The sequence below is a fragment of the Telluria sp. PB2R4 genome (assembly GCF_059685695.1).
The window spans coordinates 38727-59075 of the sequence record NZ_JCASIC010000009.1 but is presented as its reverse complement, the minus strand read 5'-3'; the positions used below and the strand labels follow the sequence as shown (position 1 = coordinate 59075).

The following is a 20349-nucleotide window of genomic DNA, read 5'->3' as shown; positions in this document are numbered from 1 at the left end:
ACGCCCCATGCCTGCCCCCTCCACCGCTGCCGCGTATGACCTGCTGGCCGAACGCTGGCAGGACGCGGCCTTCAACCCGGCCAATGGCATCGGTCAGCACGAACGTGCGCTCTCCTTTGTCGACGGCGCCAGGGAGGGGTGGTCTGCCGGTGGCCTGGACCAGGCGGCTGAACACGTCGATGCGGCCATGGGCCCCGAGCTCTACTACGCCACCCTCGGCATCCCCGGCTTGATCGCGCTCGTGTACGAGGCGGGCTGTGCATGCCGCCATCTCGAATTCGACCAGCATCCCGAACAGCACCTGTTCGTCATCGCGCAACGCGCGGCTTGATATGGCGCGGGAGCGGAATGCTCGTTCTCGGGTGTTGTGAAAATTCCACTCAGGAACTATCCGTTACCTATAAGTCAAAATTCTTGCTTGTTTTTAATGAAACTCAGATACAATAAAAACATTAAAAATGCGTACGCCATGGTTTGGCGGCAAATCTAGTCCAGCGAAGCGAGGAAAAATGTCCAAGAAAACGGTACTGACGAGTGTTGCTGGCTTGAGCCTGTTCTTGTTGATGCAAGGCAGTGCGCTTGCCGTATCCTGTGCCGGCGTGAAGGACGTCACCACCAAGCAAGGCCGTAAGCTGATCACGACGCCGACGCCCTACGACCTCGGCACCAAGGTCGAGACCGCGCTGGAATGCGACATCGGTGAAGCCAAACAGGACAGCGTTGCGGAAAACAGGGCGCTCACGGTCAATACCGAAGCATTCTTCGGCTTCGACGACTGGAAGTACGATGGCAAATTCGAAACCGGGTCGACCAGGCCGTCGACACTCGCGAACTTCACGTGGGATGCCGGTAAGCAGTTCTACAGTGGCACGTTTACACTGAACGCGGCGGCCCTTCAGTATGACAACCTGATGTTCGTCTTCAAGAGCGGTGCCGGCACCAGCCTGGTGGCCTACCTGGTGGATCCGGCATCCGGCGGCGGCGAGTTCAGCACGCCCTTCGTCACGCCTGCATTCACCCTGACCGGCGGCGCGACCCAGAAGGCGATTTCCCACATCAGCGTGTACTACCAGGGCGAGGCGCGCGGAACGCCGGGATCGGTGCCGGAGCCGGCAACCGCGACCCTGTTCGCGCTCGGCGCACTGGGCCTGGTCGCCCGCCGCCGCAAGCAGGTCGCGAAGGCCTGAGCCCCGGGCAGTGCCAGGCGGTAGAACGTCGGCGAAAACCAACTAAATGTCATATATTTCCCAAGAGATACTCGACATTTGCTAAGCTTGACGGGTGGACAGCAACGAAAAAACAGGCCTGGTCCTCACAGGCGGTGGAGCACGCGCCGCCTACCAGGCCGGCGTGATGCATGCGATCGCCCGCATCCTCGCCGACGCGGGCCGTCCGGCGCTGCGTTCTCCCTTCGACATTATCTGCGGCACCTCGGCCGGCGCCCTGAACGCCACCGCGCTGGCCTGCCGTGCCGACGACTTCACGAGCGCCGTGCGCGGCCTGCTGGGCGTGTGGGAAGGCGTGGCGGCGCACCAGGTCTACCGCGCCGATTCGCTGGCCGTGCTGCGCTCGGGCGCGCGCTGGCTGTCGCTGCTCTCGTTCGGTTGGCTGCTGCGCAAATGGCACGCGGCGCCGCCCCAGTCCCTGCTCGACAATACCCCGCTGGCCGGCCTGCTGCACCGCGCGCTCGACCTGCCGCGCCTGGACGCGGCGCTGGCCGACGGCGTGCTGCATGCGCTGGCCGTCACCGCTTCTTCCTACAGCAGCGGGCACCACATCACGTTCTACCAGGCGGCGCGCGAAATCGCCCCCTGGCTGCGGCACCAGCGCCTGGCGCTGTCGACCCAGATCAGCGTCGAGCACCTGCTGGCATCGAGCGCGATCCCCTTCATCTTTCCGGCGGTGCCGCTGTACCTGGGCGGACGGCGCGAGTACTGCGGCGACGGCTCGATGCGCCAGCTGGCGCCGATCGCGCCGGCGATCCACCTGGGCGCCACGCGCGTGCTGGTGGTGGGGGCGGGGCGCATGTCCGAGCCGGCGGTCGACCCCACTCCACATAGCGGCTACCCGAGCCTGGCGCAGGTCGCCGGCCACGCAATGTCCTCGATCTTCCTCGACAGCCTGGCCGCCGACATCGAACGCCTGCAACGGGTCAACCAGACCCTCGAGCGCGTGCCGCCCGCGGCGCGCGCGGCGCTGCCGCTGCGGCGCGTCGAACTGCTGGTGATCGCGCCGTCCGAACGGCTCGACGAGATCGCGCAGCGCCACGTCCACACCCTGCCGGCGCCGGTGCGCACGCTGCTGGGGGGGATCGGCGCGCTCGAGACCCGCGGCGCGGCGCTGGCGTCCTACCTGCTGTTCGAAGGCGGCTACACGCGCGAGCTGATCCGGCTCGGCGAACACGACACCCTGGCCCGGCGCGAGGACGTGCTGGGCTTTTTCCCCGAATGAGCGCGTTGCGTCAGGTGTTGCGGCTGTTGGCGGGCGCGCTGCTGTGGGCCCTGTGCGCGATGGCGCAGGCCGGCGCGCCGCTGCCGACCCTGCGTTTCGAGCACCTGTCGGTGGCCGAAGGCCTGGCCCAGGAGACCGTGCTGGCGGTGGCGCAGGATCGCGACGGCTTCATGTGGTTCGGCACCCAGAGCGGCCTATCGCGCTTCGACGGCTACCGCGTCATCAACTACCGCAGCGTGCCGGGCAAGCCGAACACGCTGTCGAACAACTGGGTGCGCGTGCTGCACCTCGACCGCCATGGCAGGCTGTGGCTGGGCACCGACGGGGGCCTCAACCTGTACGATCCGGTCACCCGGTCGTTCACCCTGTTCGTGCCGGACGAAACCGCCCGGCGCGGCAACGGCAACCGCCACATCAACGCGATCGTCGGCGACGGCCGCGACGGATTGTGGATCGGCACCAACGACGGCCTGCAGCACTTCGACACCACCCTGCGCCGCTTCACCACCTGGCACCACGAACGCGGCAACGACGCGAGCCTGAGCGACGACAACGTCAACGCGCTGGCGCTGGACGCCGGCGGGCGCCTGTGGATCGGCACCGGCGGGGGGCTCGACAGCCTGGCGTCGCAGCCCGGCCCCGGTTCGCGCGCGCGGCGCGAACGCATCGAACGCCATCCGTCCGGCCTCGGGCCGCGCGCCAATCCGGTGCATGCGCTGATGGTGGACGGCGACCAGCGCCTGTGGGTCGGGCGCATGGGCGGGCTGGAACGGCGCGTGCTCACCGGGCCGGACGCGGGAAGTGTGCGCCGCTTCGGCCCGGCGGACGGCGTCGGTCCCTGGTGGATCACGGCCCTGTACCGCGACGCCGGCAACGAGATCTGGATCGGCACCCACGACGACGGCCTGCTGCGCTGGCGCGGGCGCGAGGACAAGTTCGAGAACCACCGCCATGCCGTCACCGACCGCCACAGCCTGGGCGACAACCAGGTGGCCTCGCTGTACCGCGATCGTCTCGGCACCTTCTGGGTCGGCACCTGGTATGCAGGCGTCTCGCGCGTGGACCTGGGCAGCGGCGGCTTCTCCCGCATCGTGCGCCGTGGCGACGTGCCGGATACGCTGGCCGACAACAAGGCGCGCGCCCTGCTGGCGGAGCCGGCGGGCGCTGGCGAGCGGCTGTGGGTCGGCACCGCCACCGCGCTCAACCACATCGACCCGGCCTCGGGCGCGACCAGCGTCTATCGTCCCGATCCACACAACCCGAACAGCCTGGCCGATCTGCCGGCATCGGCACTGGCGCGCGACAAGGCGGGCAGGCTGTGGATCGGCAGCCGCACCGGCCTCACCTCGTTCGACCCGGCGACGCGCCGCTTCGCGCGCCTGGCGCTGCCGGGCGACGCCGACGCCAACAACGTGCGCGCCCTGTACGCCACGCCGGATGGCGGCATCTGGGTCGCCACCCGTGGCGGCCTGCACCGGCTCGACCCGGGCACCCGGGGAGTCGAAAGCTGGCGCCACGACCCGTTCAAGTCGACCAGCCTGGCGGACGATATCGTGCGCCCGATGCTGCAGGACCGGCGCGGGCGCATGTGGATCGGCACTTTCGACGGCCTCGACCTGATGGACCGCGCCAGCGGGCGCTTCCGCCACTTCCGCCACGATCCCTACGACGCCGCCAGCCTGAGCCACGACGAAGTACACGCGCTGTTCGAGGACAGCCGCGGCGACGTCTGGGTCGGCACTGCGGTCGGCCTGAACCGCATGGTCACGGCCGGCGACGGTTCGGTGAGCTTCGTGCGCTACACCACCCGCGAAGGGCTGCTGGACGACGCCGTGGCGGCGATCCTGGAAGACGACGACGGCCGCCTGTGGGTCAGCACCACCAGCGGCATCTCGCGTTTCGACCCGGCGACCAGCCGCTGGCGCAACTACACCGCCGCCGACGGGCTCACCGAGGGCGCCTTCTTTGATTCGTCGGCGGTGCGCGGACGCGACGGCATCCTGTACTTCGGCGGCTTCAACGGCATCACCGCCTTCGATCCGCGTGCGATCCGCGACAACCGGGTGCCGCCGCGCCCGGTCATCACCGGCTTGAGCATTTTCAACAAGCCGGTCGACGAGGCGCTCCCTGGCCTGCTCAAGGGCCCGGTCGAGCATGCCGAGGCGGTGACGCTGCCGGCCGGCGCCTCGGTGTTCTCGCTCGAGTTCTCGGCGCTGCACTTCGCGGCGCCGGAACGCAACCGCTTCGCCTACCGCCTCGACGGCTTCGACCGCGACTGGGTGCAGGGCGACGCCGGCAAGCGCTTCGCCACCTACACCAACCTCGACCCCGGCACCTACGTGTTCCGGCTGCGCGCCGCCAACAAGGACGGCGTCTGGAGCGAGCAGGTGGCGGCGCTGGCAATCACGATCGAGCCGCCACCCTGGGGCACGCCATGGTTCCGCGCCATTGCGGTGCTGGTGGTGCTGACGCTGGGTTTTGCCACGATTCGCATGCGCATGTCGGGCCTGCAGCGCCAGAAGGAACAACTGGCGCGCCAGGTCGGTGCGCGCACCGAGCAGGTCGAGCAACAGAACCGCATGCTGGAACGCCAGACCGATGAGCTGCGCGACCAGGAGCAGCGCGTGCGCCAGCAGTCCAACGAGCTGGCGCGCGCCTACCGCGCGCTGCAGGACAACGAGGAGTTCCTGCGCCATGCCAAGCAGCGCGCCGAAGACGCGACCCGGCAGAAATCCGAATTCCTGGCCAACATGAGCCACGAGATGCGCACCCCCCTGGCCGGCGTGATCGGCATGCTCGGTTTCGCGCTGCGTGACCAGGCCTTGCGCGACGGTACCCGCGAGCAGATCCAGCGCGGCCAAGGCAATGCGCAATCCCTGCTGGCGATCATCAACGACCTGCTCGACTTCTCCAAGATCGAGGCGGGCAAGCTGAGCATCGAGAACATCGACTTCGACCTGCACGCCAAGGTCGGCAGCGTCGCCAGCCTGTTCGAGGAGCAGGCCGCGGGAAACAGCGTCGGCTTCGACGTGGTCATCGACCCGGCGCTGCCGCGCTTCGTGGTGGGCGACCCGACCCGCCTGCGCCAGGTGCTGGTCAACCTGGTCGGCAACGCCTTCAAGTTCACCAGGTCGGGCAGCGTCAGGCTCGAGGTCGAGCTGCGCCCGGACGAGCAGGTGCGCGGGGACGGCTGGAACATGGTGCGCTTCACGGTGCGCGACACCGGCATCGGCATCCCGGCCGATGCGCTGCCGCGCCTGTTCCAGAAGTTCGAACAGGCCGACACCACCACCACGCGCCGCTACGGCGGCACCGGCCTGGGACTGGCGATCTGCCGCCAGCTGGTGGCCCTGATGGGCGGCTCGATTGCCGTCAACAGCATCGAGGGCAAGGGCAGCACCTTCAGCGTGCTGCTGCCGCTGGCCGACGGCGTCGAGCCGCCGCACGCGGAGCTGGCGCTGCGCGCGCCGCACACCCACCGCCTGCGGGTGCTGTGCGCCGAGGACTTCCCGACCAACCAGATCATCGCCCGCACCCTGGTCGAGGACATGGGGCACCTGATCGACATCGCCGACAACGGCGCCCAGGCGGTGGATGCCTGCACCCGCGCACGCTACGACCTGATCCTGATGGACGGCCGCATGCCCGAGATGGACGGCGCCACCGCGACCCACATCATCCGCGCCGGCGGCACCCAGGATGCCCGCGTGCTCGACCCGCACCTGATGATCGTGGCCCTGACCGCCAACGCCAGCGGCGAAGACCGGGCGCGCTACCTGGCCTGCGGCATGGACGCCTTCCTGACCAAGCCGATCGACGAGGACGCGCTGCACCAGCAGATCTCGCGCGCCATCGAGCGCCAACTGGCGCGCGGCGTCGACCTGCCGCCGATGCCGCAGGCGCCCGCGCCGCTGGCCGCGCTGGATGCGATGTTCGGCGTCGATCCGGCAACGGCACCGGCTGCGCCGCAGGGCGGGGCGGCCGCGCCCGACCCGGGAGCCCCCGGTGGCGCGCTGGCCGCGCGCCTGCGCGCCGCCTTCGCCGCCGACCTGCCGCGCCGCCGCGCCGAGCTGGCGGCGGCGCTCGACACCGGCGACCTGGAAACCGCGGGCCGGGTGCTGCATGGCCTGCGCGGCAGCGCGGCCTACCTGGGCGAGGACGCGCTCGGCCAGCTGTGCGGCGAACTGGAAGCCGCCGCCGACGCGGGCGAGCGCGCGCGCCTGGAGGCCGGGGTAGCGCAGCTGGGCGTGCAACTGGCCGCGTTCGAGCCTTCCTGAGCCTGGATTTACCTATAATGAGGAATCGACAGGTCGAATGGGGGCGCGCGGCGACATGAAAGTGCTGGCGGTGGATGACGACGTGGTGGCGCGCATGATGCTGATGCATCTGATCGACAGCTGCGGACAATACGAGATCGTGGAGGCCGAAGACGGCGAGGACGCATGGCGCCAGCTGGAGGCCGGGCTGCGTCCCGGCATCCTGTTCTGCGACCTGCGCATGCCGCACCTGGACGGCATGGGCCTGCTGGCGCGGGTACGCGCCGACGCGCACTTGAACACCCTGCCTTTCGTGCTGGTGTCGGCGGCGTCCGATGCCGAGACCCTGGCCGAGGCCGGGCGCCGTGGCGCCGACGGCTACATCGTGAAACCGTTCGCCGCAGGGCAGGTGCGGGCCCAGCTCGCGCGCCTGGCGCCCCAGGGCGACACGCCGGCGGCAGTGGCGCAGCGCCTCGGCATCGGGCCCGAGCGGCTGCTGGCCTACCTCGGCGGCCTGCGGCGCCAGCTGGAGGAAGCCGGCCCGGCATTGGCGGCCGCGCCACCGGCCGCGGACCGGGCTCTGCGCTTGCAGCGCCTGGCCGAAGGCTGCGCGACGCTCGGCCTGGCGGACAGCGCGGCGCAGCTGCGCGCCGCGGCGGCCCAGGACGACGCCACGGCCGTGGCGGCGGCGCTGACCCATGCGCTGGCAGCCGTGGGGCGGCAGCAGGGGCGTGCGCAAGGCTGAGGTCAATAGCACTTGCCGCACAATTACTTTAGATTTAAAGTAAGCTGCGATTGCTGCAATGTTGCCTACAAGGACCCGACATGACCGACGCCTCCGCAGCACTTGCGCCGTCCGGCTACGCCGACGGCTTCGCCCGCGCCCAGCTGCCGCCCTATGAAGAATGGCCCGAATTCCGTTTCGACCTGCCCGAGCTGCGTTACCCGGCGCGCCTGAACAGCGTGGCCAAACTGTTCGACGCCGCCGCGCTGCGCGGCTGGGATGAACGGACGGCCCTGGTCGGCAGCCGCGAGCGCCTCAGCTATGCCGAATTGCGGGCGCGGGTCGACCGCATCGCCCATGTGCTGCATCGGGATCTCAAGCTCGTGACCGGCAGCCGGGTGCTGCTGCGCGGCGCCAACTGCCCGATGATGGCGGCCTGCATCCTGGCGGTGATCAAGGCCGGCTGCATCGCGGTGCCCACCATGCCGCTGCTGCGCGCGCGCGAACTGGGCACGGTCGCCGGCCGCGCGCGCGTCGATGCGGTGCTGTGCGCGGCCTCGCTGCGCGCCGAGGTCGATGCAATGGAGCCGGGGGGGCTGCCCGTGCTGCTGTTCGACGCCGCCGACGTGGCAGACTCGCTGGAAGCGCGCATGGCGGCCCATGACGATCCCTTTACCGCGCCCGACACGGCGGCCGACGACGTCTGCCTGATCAGCTTTACTTCCGGCACCACCGGCGTGCCGAAGGGGACCATGCACTTCCACCGCGACCTGCTGGCGATCTGCGACTGCTTCCCGCGCCATACCCTGCGCTCGCACATGGACGACGTCTTCATCGGCACGCCGCCGCTGGCCTTCACCTTCGGCCTGGGCGGGCTGCTGCTGTTTCCGCTGCGCGTGGGGGCCAGCGCCGTGCTGATCGAACGCCTGAGCCCCGAAAGCCTGCTGGGGGCGATTCAGGAACACCGCGCCACGGTGTGCTTCACCGCGCCCACCTTCTACCGCCAGATGGCCCAGCTCGCACCTCGCTTCGACTTGCGCAGCCTGAGCCGCAGCGTCTCGGCCGGCGAGGCGCTGCCGACCGCCACGCGCGAGGCCTGGAAGGCGGCGACCGGCCTGGACATGATCGACGGGATCGGCGCCACCGAGATGCTGCACATCTTCATCTCCGCGGCCGGCAGCGAGGTGCGGCCGGGCGCGACCGGCAAGCCGGTGCCGGGCTACCAGGCCTGCATCCTCGACGAACACGGCTTGCCGGCGGGGCCGGGGGTGATCGGGCGGCTGGCCGTGAAAGGCCCGACCGGCTGCCGCTATCTCGACGACCCGCGCCAGCGCAACTACGTGATTGATGGCTGGAACATCACCGGCGACGCCTACGAGATGGACGCAGACGGCTATTTCTATTACCGCTCGCGGCTGGACGATATGATCATCTCGGCCGGCTACAACATCGCCGGCGCCGAGGTCGAGGAAGCGCTGCTGCATCACCCGGCGGTGGCCGAATGCGGCGTCGTGGGACTGCCGGACGAAGAACGCGGGCAGGTGGTCGAGGCCCATGTCGTGCTCAAGGCGGGCGTGGAACCCAGCAGCGCGACCGCCCTGGCGCTGCAGGAATTCGTCAAGGGGCAGATTGCGCCCTACAAGTATCCGCGCGTGGTGCGCTTTCGCGAACAGCTGCCGCGCACCGAAACCGGTAAGCTGCAACGGTTCAAGCTACGCATGGATGCGGTCTAAGGTAACTATGTCCGATTTCGAGGAAGCGGGGCAGGAGCTCGACCTGGCAAGCCGCCTGACGCAAGATCACCACCAGTCGCTCAAGCTGTGGCTGCGCATGCTGTCGTGTACCGTGCGCATCGAGAACGAGATCCGCACCCGCCTGCGCGCGGCGTTCGGCATCACGCTGCCGCGCTTCGACCTGATGGCCCAGCTCGAGCGCCATCCGGAAGGACTGCGCATGGGCGAACTGTCCCGGCGCATGATGGTCACCGGCGGCAACATCACCGGCATCACCGACCAGCTCGAGCGCGAGGGACTGGTGCAGCGGGTGCCCGATCCGCAAGACCGGCGCGCCTCCGCGGTGCGCCTGACCCCGGCCGGGCGCAGCGCCTTCGCCGGGATGGCGGCGGTGCACGAGCGCTGGATCGACGAGATGCTGGCCGACATTCCATCCGAGGACAAGGCCAGCCTGATCGCGCTGCTGGCCTCGATGAAGGAAGGGCTCAGGCTCGGCGGCGCGCGTCCCGGTTAGCCGGCTGCGGCGGCCGCCGCTCGCCATCCTTGTTCGCGACTGTTTTGCTTTGGCAAGCCGGCTGGTACAATAGGCGACTACGCGTCTGCGTTGTGTCGCCATAGTACAATGGATAGTACAAGGTCCTCCTAAGACTTAGATGCAGGTTCGATTCCTGCTGGCGACACCATCTTTTACCTGCAGTAAATACCGTAGACGTATCTCGGCTATACTGCCCGGCCCTGCGCCCTCTCTACCTGCTTGTACCATGTTTCTCACCGACCCCGGCGCTGCCGGATCGCCCGGCGCCGTCGAAGCGCTGATGGCCCGCCATGCCTGGCAAGAGACCCCCTGCGGCGCGCCCGCATCCTGGGAAGCGTGTCTGCAGCATGCGCTGCGGCAGATGCTGGACTCGGCGACCCCGATGTTCATCGTCTGGGGCAGCGGCGAAACCTTCTTCTACAACGATGCCTACGTCACGATCCTGGGCCGGCGCCATCCCGAGGCGCTGGGCCGGTCCTTCAGCGAGGTCTGGCCGGACGCCTATCCGCTGGTGGCGCCGGCGGTGGCGCAGGCGATGTCCGGCCACCCGGCCAGCTTCGTGGACGTACCGTTCACGCTCACCCGTAACGGCGCCGAAGAACAGGCCTGGTTTTCCTTCACCTACTCGCCGCTGCGGCGGCTCGATGGCCGCGTGCGCGGCTTCGCCTGCGTCGTGGCGGAGACCACCGGCATGCATGCATGGAAGCGCAGCGACGCCGCGCTCCAGGATGCCCGATTGCGGCTCGAAGCCGCACTGGAGGCGGCGCAGGTCGGGATCTGGAACTGGAACATCGGCGAGAACCGGGTGTACGCCGATGCCAACCTGGCGCGGCTGTTCGGCATTTCGGAGCGGGAGGCGGACGGCGGCCCGGTCGAGGCCTTCCTGGCGGCGATCCATCCGGACGACGCGGCCAGGGTGCGCACGCGCATCGAACGCGCCCTTGTCACCGGCGAACCCTTCAGCGAAAACTACCGGGTGCGGCGCGGCGACGGCGGCTACTGCCATGTCGAGGCACGCGGCAAGGTGCGCTTCGGCGCGGACGGACAGCCCGCATGGCTGCCCGGCATTGCACTCGACGTGAGCGCCCAGAAGGAAGCCGAGGCGGAGCTGCTGCGCAGCGAACGCGCACTCATGGAAAGCGAAGCGCGCTTCCGGGTCATTGCCAACGCCATGCCGCAGGCGGTCTGGTCGACTCGCGCGGACGGTTTCCACGACTACTATAACGAGCAGTGGTATGCCTTTACCGGCATGCCGCAGGGGTCGACCGACGGTGACGGCTGGAACGCCATCTTCCATCCCGACGACCAGCCGGCGGCCTGGGAAAAATGGCGCCACTCGCTGCGTACCGGCGAACCCTACGAGATCGAGTACCGGTTGCGCCACCACACGGGCCAGTACCGCTGGGTCCTCGGGCGCGCGCTGCCGGTACGTAGCGAAAGCGGCGAGATCGTCCGGTGGATGGGAACCTGCACCGACATCCATGAGCAGAAGCTGGCGCACGACATGTTGCAGGAGGCGGACCGCCGCAAGGACGAATTCCTGGCCATGCTGGCACACGAACTGCGCAACCCGCTGGCGCCGATCGCCACCGCCGCCTCGCTGCTGGCGCTGGCCGCGCAGGATCCGGCGCGCGTGCGCCAGGTCGGCGCCGTCATCTCGCGCCAGACCGCGCACATGACAGGCCTGATCGACGACCTGATGGATGTTTCGCGCGTCACCCGCGGCCTGATCAAGCTGGACCTGCAATCCGCTCCCTTGTCGCAAGTGATCGACGATGCCGTGGAACAGGTGCGTCCCCTGATCGACAGCAGGGGACACCGCCTCGAGCTGCATCTGGCGACCGGGGCGGCGGCAATCCATGGCGACCGCAAACGCCTGGTTCAGGTACTGGCCAATATTCTCGGCAATGCCGCCCGCTATACGCCGGCGGGTGGACATATCGTGCTGGCGGCGCGCATCGAGCAGGACCGCGCCGTGCTCGAGGTGCGCGATAACGGGATCGGCATGGCGCCAGGACTGGTCGCCAATGCCTTCGAGTTATTTCATCAGGGGACGCGCAGCGCCGACCGCAACCAGGGCGGGCTGGGCATCGGACTGGCGCTGGTACGCAGCCTGGTGGAGCTGCATGGCGGCACGGTAGGCGCGATGAGCGACGGAGAAGGGCGCGGCAGCACCTTCACGGTCACGCTGCCGCTGCCGGACGGGGGGCGGGCCGCGCCCGAGCATGCGGAGCACGATGTGCCGCATGCTGCTGCCGACCGCTTGCGCGTGCTGGTGGTAGACGACAATACCGATGCCGCCGAACTGCTGGCGATGTTCCTGGGGCTGCTCGGCTACGAAGTCAGTGTGGAGTTCGGTGCAGCCGCCGGGCTGGAGCGGGCGCGTCAACTGATGCCGCATGTATGTCTGCTCGACATTGGACTGCCTGTGATGGACGGCAAGGAACTGGCGCGCCGCCTGCGCCGGCTGCCGGGACTGGAGCGGGTCAGGCTGGCAGCCATGACCGGCTATGGCCAGCCGCACGACAAGCGCGAGACGGATGCGGCCGGATTCGACGCCCACTTCGTCAAGCCGGTCGAGCCCGACCTGCTCGCCGCCTGGCTGGCGGCGGTGGATCGGTAACAAGAACGCCGCAGTGCGCCAGGCCGTGGAAACCGCGGCCACGGTCGCCAGTCGGTACAATGGACACTTCTTTCAACATTTTGCGCTCGCGCCATGATTCGGTGGCGGGCGGGTTATCGGATCATGGCTGTCATTTCTCTCTCTTCCGCGCAACTGGCCTTCGGCCACGTTCCGCTGCTCGACCACGCTGACTTTTCCCTGGAGACCGGCGAGCGCGTCGGCCTGATCGGCCGCAACGGCACCGGCAAATCCTCGCTGCTGAAAGTGATTTCCGGCCGCTCGAAGCTCGACGACGGCCTGCTCGTGATGCAGCAGGGCGTCAAGATCGCCTATGTCGAACAGGAGCCGGTCTTCGATCCGGAATCAAGCGTGTTCGACGCGGTGGCGGCCGGCATGGGCGCCCAGCAGGCGATGCTGGCCGAGTACGAGTCACTCACCGGACAGTTCGGCGGCGACGACGACGAGGCGCTGATGGAGCGCATGCACGAGCTCCAGCTCAAGCTCGACGCGGTCGACGGCTGGAACCTGGCGCACAAGGTCGACACCACGCTCGACCGCCTGGGCCTGAACCGCGACGCGAAGATGGGCACGCTGTCGGGCGGGATGCAAAAGCGCGTGGCGCTGGCCGTGGCGCTGGTATCGGCGCCCGACGTGCTGCTGCTGGACGAGCCGACCAACCACCTCGACTTCACCTCCATCAAGTGGCTGGAGGGCTTGCTGCGCGCCTATACCGGCTCGGTGCTGTTCATCACCCACGACCGCAGCTTCCTCGACAACGTCGCCACCCGGATCATCGAGCTCGACCGTGGTCGCCTGCTTTCATTCCCGGGCAATTTCTCGACCTACCAGGAACGCAAGCGCGAACTGCTCGCCAACGAGGAAGTCGAGAACGCCAAGTTCGACAAGTTCCTGGCCCAGGAAGAAGTCTGGATCCGCAAGGGCGTGCAGGCACGCCGTACCCGTGACGAAGGCCGGGTGCGCCGCCTGGAAGCGCTGCGCCTGCAGCGCTCGGCACGCCGCGAGCAGCAGGGCACGGTGCGCCTCGACGTCGGCACGGGCGAACGCTCGGGCAAAATCGTTGCCGACATGGAAAATATCTCGAAGGCTTACGGTGAGAAAATCATCGTCAGCAACTTCACCGGCACCATCCTGCGTGGCGACAAGGTCGGCCTGATCGGTGCGAACGGCGCCGGCAAGACCACCTTGCTCAAAATAATCCTCGGCGAGGAAACGGCGGACAGCGGTACGGTCAAGCTCGGCACAAAGCTGAACGTTGCCTATTTCGACCAGATGCGCGCCCAGCTCAATGAAGAGGCCAGCCTGGCCGACACCATTGCGCCGGGCAGCGACTGGGTCGAGGTCAACGGCCAGAAGAAGCACGTGATGACTTACCTGAACGACTTCCTGTTCGCGCCGGAACGCGCGCGCTCGCCGGTGAAATCGCTCTCCGGCGGCGAGCGCAACCGCCTGCTGCTGGCGCGCCTGTTCGCCAAGCCCGCCAACTGCCTGGTGCTGGACGAGCCCACCAATGACCTCGACATTGAAACCCTCGAGCTGCTTGAGGAATTGCTTGAGGAATACACGGGCACGGTATTCCTGGTCAGCCACGACCGCACCTTCCTCGACAACGTCGTGACCCAGGTGGTCGTTGCCGAAGGGAATGGCCTGTGGCGCGAATACGTCGGCGGCTACAGCGACTGGGAGCGCGTGCGCGCTACCACGCCCGCAGCCGCACCGAAGCCTGCCGCCGCCCCGGCCTCCGACTCGGCCAAAGCTGGTGAAATGTCATCTACCGCACAGAGCGGGTCTGGTAAAAAGGTAAAGTTGAGCTACAAGGAACAGCGTGAGCTGGAGGAACTTCCCCAGCTGATCGCCACTCTTGAAGATGAGCAGTCGGCGATCGCAGCCCAGATGAATTCGCCCGACTACTACAAGCAGAATCCCGGCGATGCGCGGCGCCTGAGCGAGCGCCACGCCGAGATCGACGACCTGCTGCTCGACGCCCTCGATCGCTGGGAGCGCATCGAAGCCCGCTCGCGGGGCGAGTAGCCTAACGAACGGGGCAGGCCAGGCGCCTGCGAAGGAAAGGAGCAAGACCTGGACATGACCGAGCACAACGACTCTAGCCTTGCTCAAGCTTCCACCCCACCTCCGAGCCCTGCGTCATCGGTCGACGCACCCCTCATCAGCCGCGCCGCCTGGGCGCGGATCCTGCCTTTCGGCGCCTACATCTTCTTCATCATCCTCGGCGACATGTTCGAGCGTGCCGGAATGGCCCGCGCCGACCTGCGCTGGCTATACCCGGTGCAGATCGGCGCCGTCGCGCTGTTGCTGGCCGTCTCCTGGCGCCGCTACCACGAGCTGCGCGCGCCGCTCCCCGGTCCGCTGCAGCTGCTGGTGTCGGTCGCGGTCGGCGTGCTGGTGCTCATTCTCTGGATTAATCTCGACGCGCCCTGGATGACGGTGGGGTCGAGCCCCGGCTACGATCCACGCAGCAATGGCGAGCTCGACTGGATGCTGATCGCCATCCGCATCGCCGGCGCCGCCCTGGTCGTGCCCGTCATGGAAGAACTGTTCTGGCGCTCCTTCGTGATGCGCTGGGTCGATTCCGCCGACTTCGAAGCCCTGGCCCCGGCGCGGGTCGGCATCAAGGGCTTCCTGGTATCGGTCGTCCTGTTCGGCTTTGAACACAACCTGTGGCTGGCCGGCATCGTCGCCGGTGTCGCCTACAGTCTCCTTTACATGCGTCACCGCAACCTGTGGTCGGCGGTGATCGCCCACGCTGTCACCAATGGCCTGCTCGGCGCCTGGGTGGTCGCGACCGGCAGCTGGGCGTTCTGGTAATCCTGGGCGCAACAGATTCAACCCAAGCGCAATGACTTCAGAGAAGACGAACAACATGATGCATTTTCGCCCACTCAAGCTGCACCCCAAGCTGCTGCCCCTGGCAGCGATCTGTGGTGCACTGTCCATCCTCCCGGTCCACCAGGCCGCCGCCCAACAACAGCAGCAGCCGGAAGAAGGCCTGAAGCTGTACGGCGGCATCGGCTGGGGCTACGACGACAACCTGCTGCGCGTGCCCAAGGACCGCCCGGCCTTTGGCGGCAAGCGCAGCGACCGCTGGCGCCAGGCCGAGGCCGGGGTCGTGTACAACAAGCGCATCAGCCGCCAGCGCGTAGCGCTGGTGGCCAAGGTCTCGAAGGTCGAGTTCGACCACTTCAAGCAGCTCGACTACGACGGACGGGATCTGCAGGCAACCTGGCTATGGGAGCTGGGCAACAAGTTCGAAGGGCAGGCCGGCGCCATGTACGAGCGCACGCTGGCGCCCTATACCGACTTCTTCAGCGACGAGCGCAATCTGCGCGAGCGGCGCCGCGAGTGGTTCGACGCCGGCTGGAAGATGCACCCGAGCTGGAAGCTGCGGGCCGGCGTCAACCGCGACCGCTACGAGTACGAGCTGGAGCGCCAACGCTTCAACAACCGCACCGAAAAAGCCTACGAGACGGAGTTGCTGTACACCCCCAAGAGCGGCAGTTCGGTCGGCCTGGTGGCGCGCCGGGTCGAGGGCGATTACCCGGTCCGGCGTCCGCGCCCCGGGGCGCCCTCCGACGACTTCACCCAGGACGAACTGAAGGTGCGTGTCAACTGGTACGCCACCGGCACCACCACGCTGCAGGCGCTGGGCGGCTACGTGCGGCGCGAGCAACCGTCCTTCGGCGACGGCAAGACCAGCGGCTTCAACGGGCGGCTGAACGCCTATTACAAGCCGCGCGGCAAACTGAGCTACAACGCCTCGCTTTGGCGCGAGTTCGCCCCGATCGAGAGTACGATCGTCAGCTATACCCTGAACAAGGGCGCCAGCGCGGGCGCCACCTGGGCCGCGACCGGCAAGATCAAGGTCGACGCCAATGTCGCCTACGAGAAGCGCGCCTATAACCCGCGCGCCGTCCTCGAAGGCCCGAGCGAGCTGGAAGACTCGCTGCGCACCGCCACCCTGCGCGCAACCTGGCAGGTCAGGCGCAAGGTGACGGTCTCCAGCGCCTGGATCAACCAGAAGCGCAGCGGCGCCAGGTCGCTGAACCTGGTCGGTTTCGACGCCAACACCGTGATGGTGAACGCGAACGTGCTGTTCTGAAGCACTGCAGGCTTGCGAAGTAACTTATGACGGTCAACGACATCCCGATCATCTCGTTTTTCCAGCGCGTGCTCGATCCCCTGATCATCATGGGGACCCTGTACCTGGCCACGCTGTATTACCAGGAGCCGTTCTCGGGCTACTCGCTGGTGCTGATGATCCTGGCGTTCTTCATTTCGTCCTCGGTCTACCAGCACGTCGATCCCTACCGCACCTGGCGCAGCGGCCGCATGCTGGCCTACGCGCGCGACACGGTGTTCGGCTGGTGCCTGACCATCGCCGTGCTGTATTTCCTGGGCTCGGCCAGCGGCCTGAAATACTTCTACGACGAGCGGGTGCTGCTGGCCTGGTTCATCGCCACCCCGATCACCATCCTGGTCAGCCACCTGGCGGTGCGCGCGGCCACCGGCAGCCGCGACCGTTCGCGCGAGGTGCGCTCGATCGTGGTGGTCGGCATCAACGACGTCGGCATCAAGTTCGCCAAGGTGTGCGAACGCCACCCCAACCTGTTCATGGAAGTGTGCGGCTTCTTCGAAGACCGCAACGACGAGCGCAGGCCGAGCGAAGTCGGCCATCCGGTGCTCGGCGGCATGGCCGATGTCTGCCACTACGTTCGCCAGCACAACATCAAGATGATCTTCATCAGCCAGCCGATCTCGGCCCAGCCGCGCATCCGCAAGCTGATCGACGAACTGAAGGACACCACGGCCTCGGTGTATTTCCTGCCCGACGTCTACGTGTTCGACCTGATGCAGGCGCGCTTCGACACGGTCGGCGGCATGCCGGTGATCGCGATCAGCGAAACCCCGTTCATGGGCTGGAACAGCGTGATCAAGCGCGGCAGCGATATCGTGATCGGCAGCCTCATCCTGTTGCTGCTGGCGCCGCTGATGCTGGTGATCGCCATCGCGGTCAAGCTTACTTCGAAGGGGCCGGCAATCTTCCGCCAGCGCCGCTACGGCCTGTACGGTGAAGAGATCTATGTCTACAAGTTCCGTTCGATGACGGTCACCGAAGACGGCGCCACCGTGGTGCAGGCGCAAAAGAACGACCAGCGCGTGACTCCGATCGGCGGCTTCCTGCGCCGCACCTCGCTCGACGAGTTGCCGCAATTCATTAACGTGCTGCAAGGACGCATGAGCCTGGTCGGGCCGCGACCGCATGCGGTCGCCCACAACGAGCAGTACCGCAAGCTGATCAAGGGCTACATGCTGCGCCACAAGGTGCGCCCGGGGATCACCGGTTGGGCCCAGGTCAACGGCCTGCGCGGCGAAACCTCGACGCTCGACAAGATGGAAGCGCGCATCCAGCACGACCTCGATTACCTGCGCAACTGGTCGCTGTGGCTGGATCTTTGGATCATCGTGAAGACGGTCAAGGTGGTGTTGACGCGCGAGAACGCGCACTAGCCCGCAGAAGCATTGAACCCGGCATTGCGTCCGGCATCGAACAGCAGCATGATGGTGTATCCGGCGCATGCAAAATGACATTAACTGCTCGCAACATGCAGTTATTTACCAGCGAAAACACTTTAAATACAAGTTGGAAATTTTTCGCTTAAGGTCGACTTAAAAGTCATGCGCACGGTTGGTTTATTGCTTGCATGACCACACGAGCTGCGTAGAATCGTTGATGAGTTTGCAACTGTCGGGACCGGCGATGTTCTGGTTCCGCAAGGAAAACAATATGAAGAAAGCACTGATTACCGGCGTGACCGGCCAGGATGGCTCTTACCTGGCAGAGCTGCTGCTCGAGAAGGGCTATGAGGTCCACGGCATCAAGCGCCGCGCCTCGCTGTTCAATACCGGGCGCATCGACCACATCTACCAGGACCCGCACGCCGACAATCCGCGCCTCTTCCTCCACTACGGCGACCTCAGCGACACTTCCAACCTGACCCGCATCCTGCAGCAGGTGCAGCCCGACGAAGTCTATAACCTGGGCGCCATGAGCCATGTCGCGGTGTCCTTCGAGTCGCCCGAATACACCGCCGACGTCGACGGCATCGGCACCCTGCGCCTGCTGGAGGCGATCCGCCTGCTGGGGCTGGAAAAGAAGACCCGTTTTTACCAGGCCTCGACGTCCGAGCTGTACGGCCTGGTGCAGGAAACCCCGCAGCGCGAGACCACGCCGTTCTATCCGCGCAGTCCGTACGCGGTGGCCAAGCTGTATGCCTACTGGATCACCGTGAACTACCGCGAGGCCTACGGCATGTACGCCTGCAACGGTATCCTGTTCAACCACGAGTCCCCGCGCCGTGGCGAGACCTTTGTCACGCGCAAGATCACGCGCGCACTTGCAAACATCGCCCAGGGCCTCGAGCCCCAGCTTTTCCTCGGCAACCTCGATGCCTTGCGCGACTGGGGCCATGCCCGCGACTACGTCCACATGCAGTGGCTGATGCTGCAGCAGGACAAGCCGGAAGACTTCGTGATCGCGACCGGGCGCCAGTACTCGGTGCGCCAGTTCGTCGAGGTCGCCGCACGCGAGCTCGGTATCGAGATCGCATGGCAGGGGCAGGGCGTCGAGGAGCGCGGCCTGGTGGCCGCCGTAAGCGGCGAGCATGCGCCCGGCGTCGTGGTGGGCCAGCCGATCGTGGCGATCGATCCGCAATATTTCCGTCCGACCGAGGTCGAGACCCTGCTGGGCGACCCGGGCCGTGCGCGCGAGCGCCTCGGCTGGGAACCGACAACCAGTTTCGAAGCGATGGTGCAGGAGATGGTGGCGCATGACCTCGACACGGCGCGCCGCCACAAGCTGCTCGCATCGCATGGCTACAACGTCGCACTTTCACTGGAGTAAATGTTGAATAATCAGCCTCGTATCTATGTCGCCGGCCATCGTGGCCTGGTCGGTTCCGCCATCGTGCGTGTCCTGCGCGCCCAGGGCTACACCAACATCGTTACCCGTACCCATGCCGAACTCGAACTCACCGACCAGGCCCAGGTGCGCGAGTTCTTCCGCCTCGAGGCGATCGACCAGGTCTACCTGGCCGCCGCCAGGGTGGGCGGCATCCACGCCAACAACACCTACCCGGCCGAGTTCATCTACGACAACATGATGGTGCAGGCCAACGTGGTGCACGAAGCCTGGCGCGCCGGCGTGAACAAGCTCCTGTTCCTCGGCTCCTCCTGCATCTATCCGCGCCTGGCGGCGCAGCCGATCCGCGAGGAATACCTGATGAACGGCATCCTCGAGCCGACCAACGAACCGTATGCGATGGCCAAGATCGCCGGCATCAAGCTGTGCGAGAGCTACAACCGCCAGTACGGCACCGACTACCGCAGCGTGATGCCGACCAACCTGTACGGCCCAGGCGACAACTATCACCCGGAAAACAGCCACGTGATCCCGGCCCTGCTGCGCCGCTTCCACGAAGCGCGCGAGAACGATGCGCCGGAAGTGGTGATCTGGGGCAGCGGCAAGCCGATGCGTGAATTCCTGTACGTGGACGACATGGCGGCCGCCAGCGTGTACGTGATGAACCTGCCGCTCGATGTGTACGCGGCGAATACCGATCCGATGCATTCGCACATCAACGTCGGCACCGGCCAGGACGTCACGATCGCCGACCTGGCGCGGCTGGTGGGCGAGACCGTCGGCTACCGCGGCCGCATCGTGTTCGATGCCGGCAAGCCTGACGGCACGCCGCGCAAGCTGCTCGACGTGTCCAAGCTCGCCGCGCTCGGCTGGCGCGCCAGCACGCCGCTGCAGGATGGCCTGCGCCGCGCCTACGAAGCTTTCGTCGCCCAGCAGGAAGCGGAAGAGGCCGGCCCGCAGGACGTGCCGCCGGAATTGCTGGGACGCCCGCCTGGAAGCGCGCCGCGGGCGGTTGCATGAACCGCAGGACAAGTCACGGTGTCAGTTTGTTAATTGACGAACAGAGGGCGAA

Annotated in this window: 14 protein-coding genes and 1 tRNA gene; all 15 read left to right on the top strand. The window is 67.1% G+C overall.

The window, feature by feature from the left end; translation table 11 throughout:
* Nucleotides 1–7 precede the first annotated feature (7 nt).
* The 15 genes from AC56LU_RS15735 (at nucleotide 8) to fcl (ending at nucleotide 20297) form a co-directional block, all read left to right on the top strand.
* Entirely contained in the window at nucleotides 8–331 is a 324-nt protein-coding gene (locus AC56LU_RS15735; RefSeq protein WP_497176554.1) for a hypothetical protein, read from the top strand.
* Between the two features lie 178 nt (nucleotides 332–509).
* Nucleotides 510–1187, top strand: coding sequence for a PEP-CTERM sorting domain-containing protein (locus AC56LU_RS15730; protein ID WP_497176553.1), 678 nt, complete (start codon nucleotides 510–512; stop codon nucleotides 1185–1187).
* Nucleotides 1188–1281: 94 nt separating this feature from the next.
* Nucleotides 1282–2451 (top strand): patatin-like phospholipase family protein, encoded by a 1170-nt coding sequence (locus AC56LU_RS15725; RefSeq protein ID WP_497176552.1) that lies wholly within the window; start codon nucleotides 1282–1284, stop codon nucleotides 2449–2451.
* Nucleotides 2448–6728, top strand: a complete 4281-nt coding sequence (locus tag AC56LU_RS15720; RefSeq protein ID WP_497176551.1) for a hybrid sensor histidine kinase/response regulator — start codon at nucleotides 2448–2450, stop codon at nucleotides 6726–6728. Before AC56LU_RS15725 ends, AC56LU_RS15720 begins: the two co-directional genes overlap by 4 nt.
* A gap of 37 nt (nucleotides 6729–6765) precedes the next feature.
* A complete protein-coding gene (locus AC56LU_RS15715; protein WP_497176550.1) occupies nucleotides 6766–7452 on the top strand; it encodes a response regulator in 687 nt (228 codons plus the stop codon).
* A gap of 80 nt (nucleotides 7453–7532) precedes the next feature.
* Nucleotides 7533–9164 (top strand): AMP-binding protein, encoded by a 1632-nt coding sequence (locus AC56LU_RS15710; RefSeq protein ID WP_497176549.1) that lies wholly within the window; start codon nucleotides 7533–7535, stop codon nucleotides 9162–9164.
* 7 nt (nucleotides 9165–9171) lie between these two features.
* The gene (locus AC56LU_RS15705; protein ID WP_497176548.1) at nucleotides 9172–9678 is read left to right on the top strand and encodes a MarR family winged helix-turn-helix transcriptional regulator; all 507 of its coding nucleotides are present in this window, start codon (nucleotides 9172–9174) and stop codon (nucleotides 9676–9678) included.
* 94 nt (nucleotides 9679–9772) lie between these two features.
* Nucleotides 9773–9847 (top strand) — tRNA-Arg (locus tag AC56LU_RS15700).
* 78 nt (nucleotides 9848–9925) lie between these two features.
* Nucleotides 9926–12322: a hybrid sensor histidine kinase/response regulator gene (locus AC56LU_RS15695; protein ID WP_497176547.1), complete on the top strand. Its 2397-nt coding sequence runs from the start codon at nucleotides 9926–9928 to the stop codon at nucleotides 12320–12322.
* A 123-nt stretch (nucleotides 12323–12445) separates the two neighbouring features.
* Nucleotides 12446–14371 (top strand): ATP-binding cassette domain-containing protein, encoded by a 1926-nt coding sequence (locus AC56LU_RS15690; RefSeq protein ID WP_497176546.1) that lies wholly within the window; start codon nucleotides 12446–12448, stop codon nucleotides 14369–14371.
* 54 nt (nucleotides 14372–14425) lie between these two features.
* The gene (locus tag AC56LU_RS15685) at nucleotides 14426–15166 is read left to right on the top strand and encodes a CAAX prenyl protease-related protein (RefSeq protein ID WP_497176545.1); all 741 of its coding nucleotides are present in this window, start codon (nucleotides 14426–14428) and stop codon (nucleotides 15164–15166) included.
* 55 nt (nucleotides 15167–15221) lie between these two features.
* Nucleotides 15222–16457 carry an XrtB/PEP-CTERM-associated polysaccharide biosynthesis outer membrane protein EpsL gene (gene epsL, locus AC56LU_RS15680; RefSeq protein WP_497176544.1) on the top strand — a complete coding sequence of 412 codons (1236 nt, stop codon included), beginning with the start codon at nucleotides 15222–15224 and terminating at the stop codon, nucleotides 16455–16457.
* 26 nt (nucleotides 16458–16483) lie between these two features.
* Nucleotides 16484–17866, top strand: coding sequence for an undecaprenyl-phosphate glucose phosphotransferase (locus AC56LU_RS15675; RefSeq protein WP_497176543.1), 1383 nt, complete (start codon nucleotides 16484–16486; stop codon nucleotides 17864–17866).
* A 277-nt stretch (nucleotides 17867–18143) separates the two neighbouring features.
* Nucleotides 18144–19259 (top strand): GDP-mannose 4,6-dehydratase, encoded by a 1116-nt coding sequence (gene gmd, locus AC56LU_RS15670; protein ID WP_497176542.1) that lies wholly within the window; start codon nucleotides 18144–18146, stop codon nucleotides 19257–19259.
* Nucleotides 19260–20297 carry a GDP-L-fucose synthase gene (gene fcl, locus AC56LU_RS15665; RefSeq protein WP_497176541.1) on the top strand — a complete coding sequence of 346 codons (1038 nt, stop codon included), beginning with the start codon at nucleotides 19260–19262 and terminating at the stop codon, nucleotides 20295–20297. It begins immediately after the preceding gene.
* Nucleotides 20298–20349: the final 52 nt, after the last annotated feature.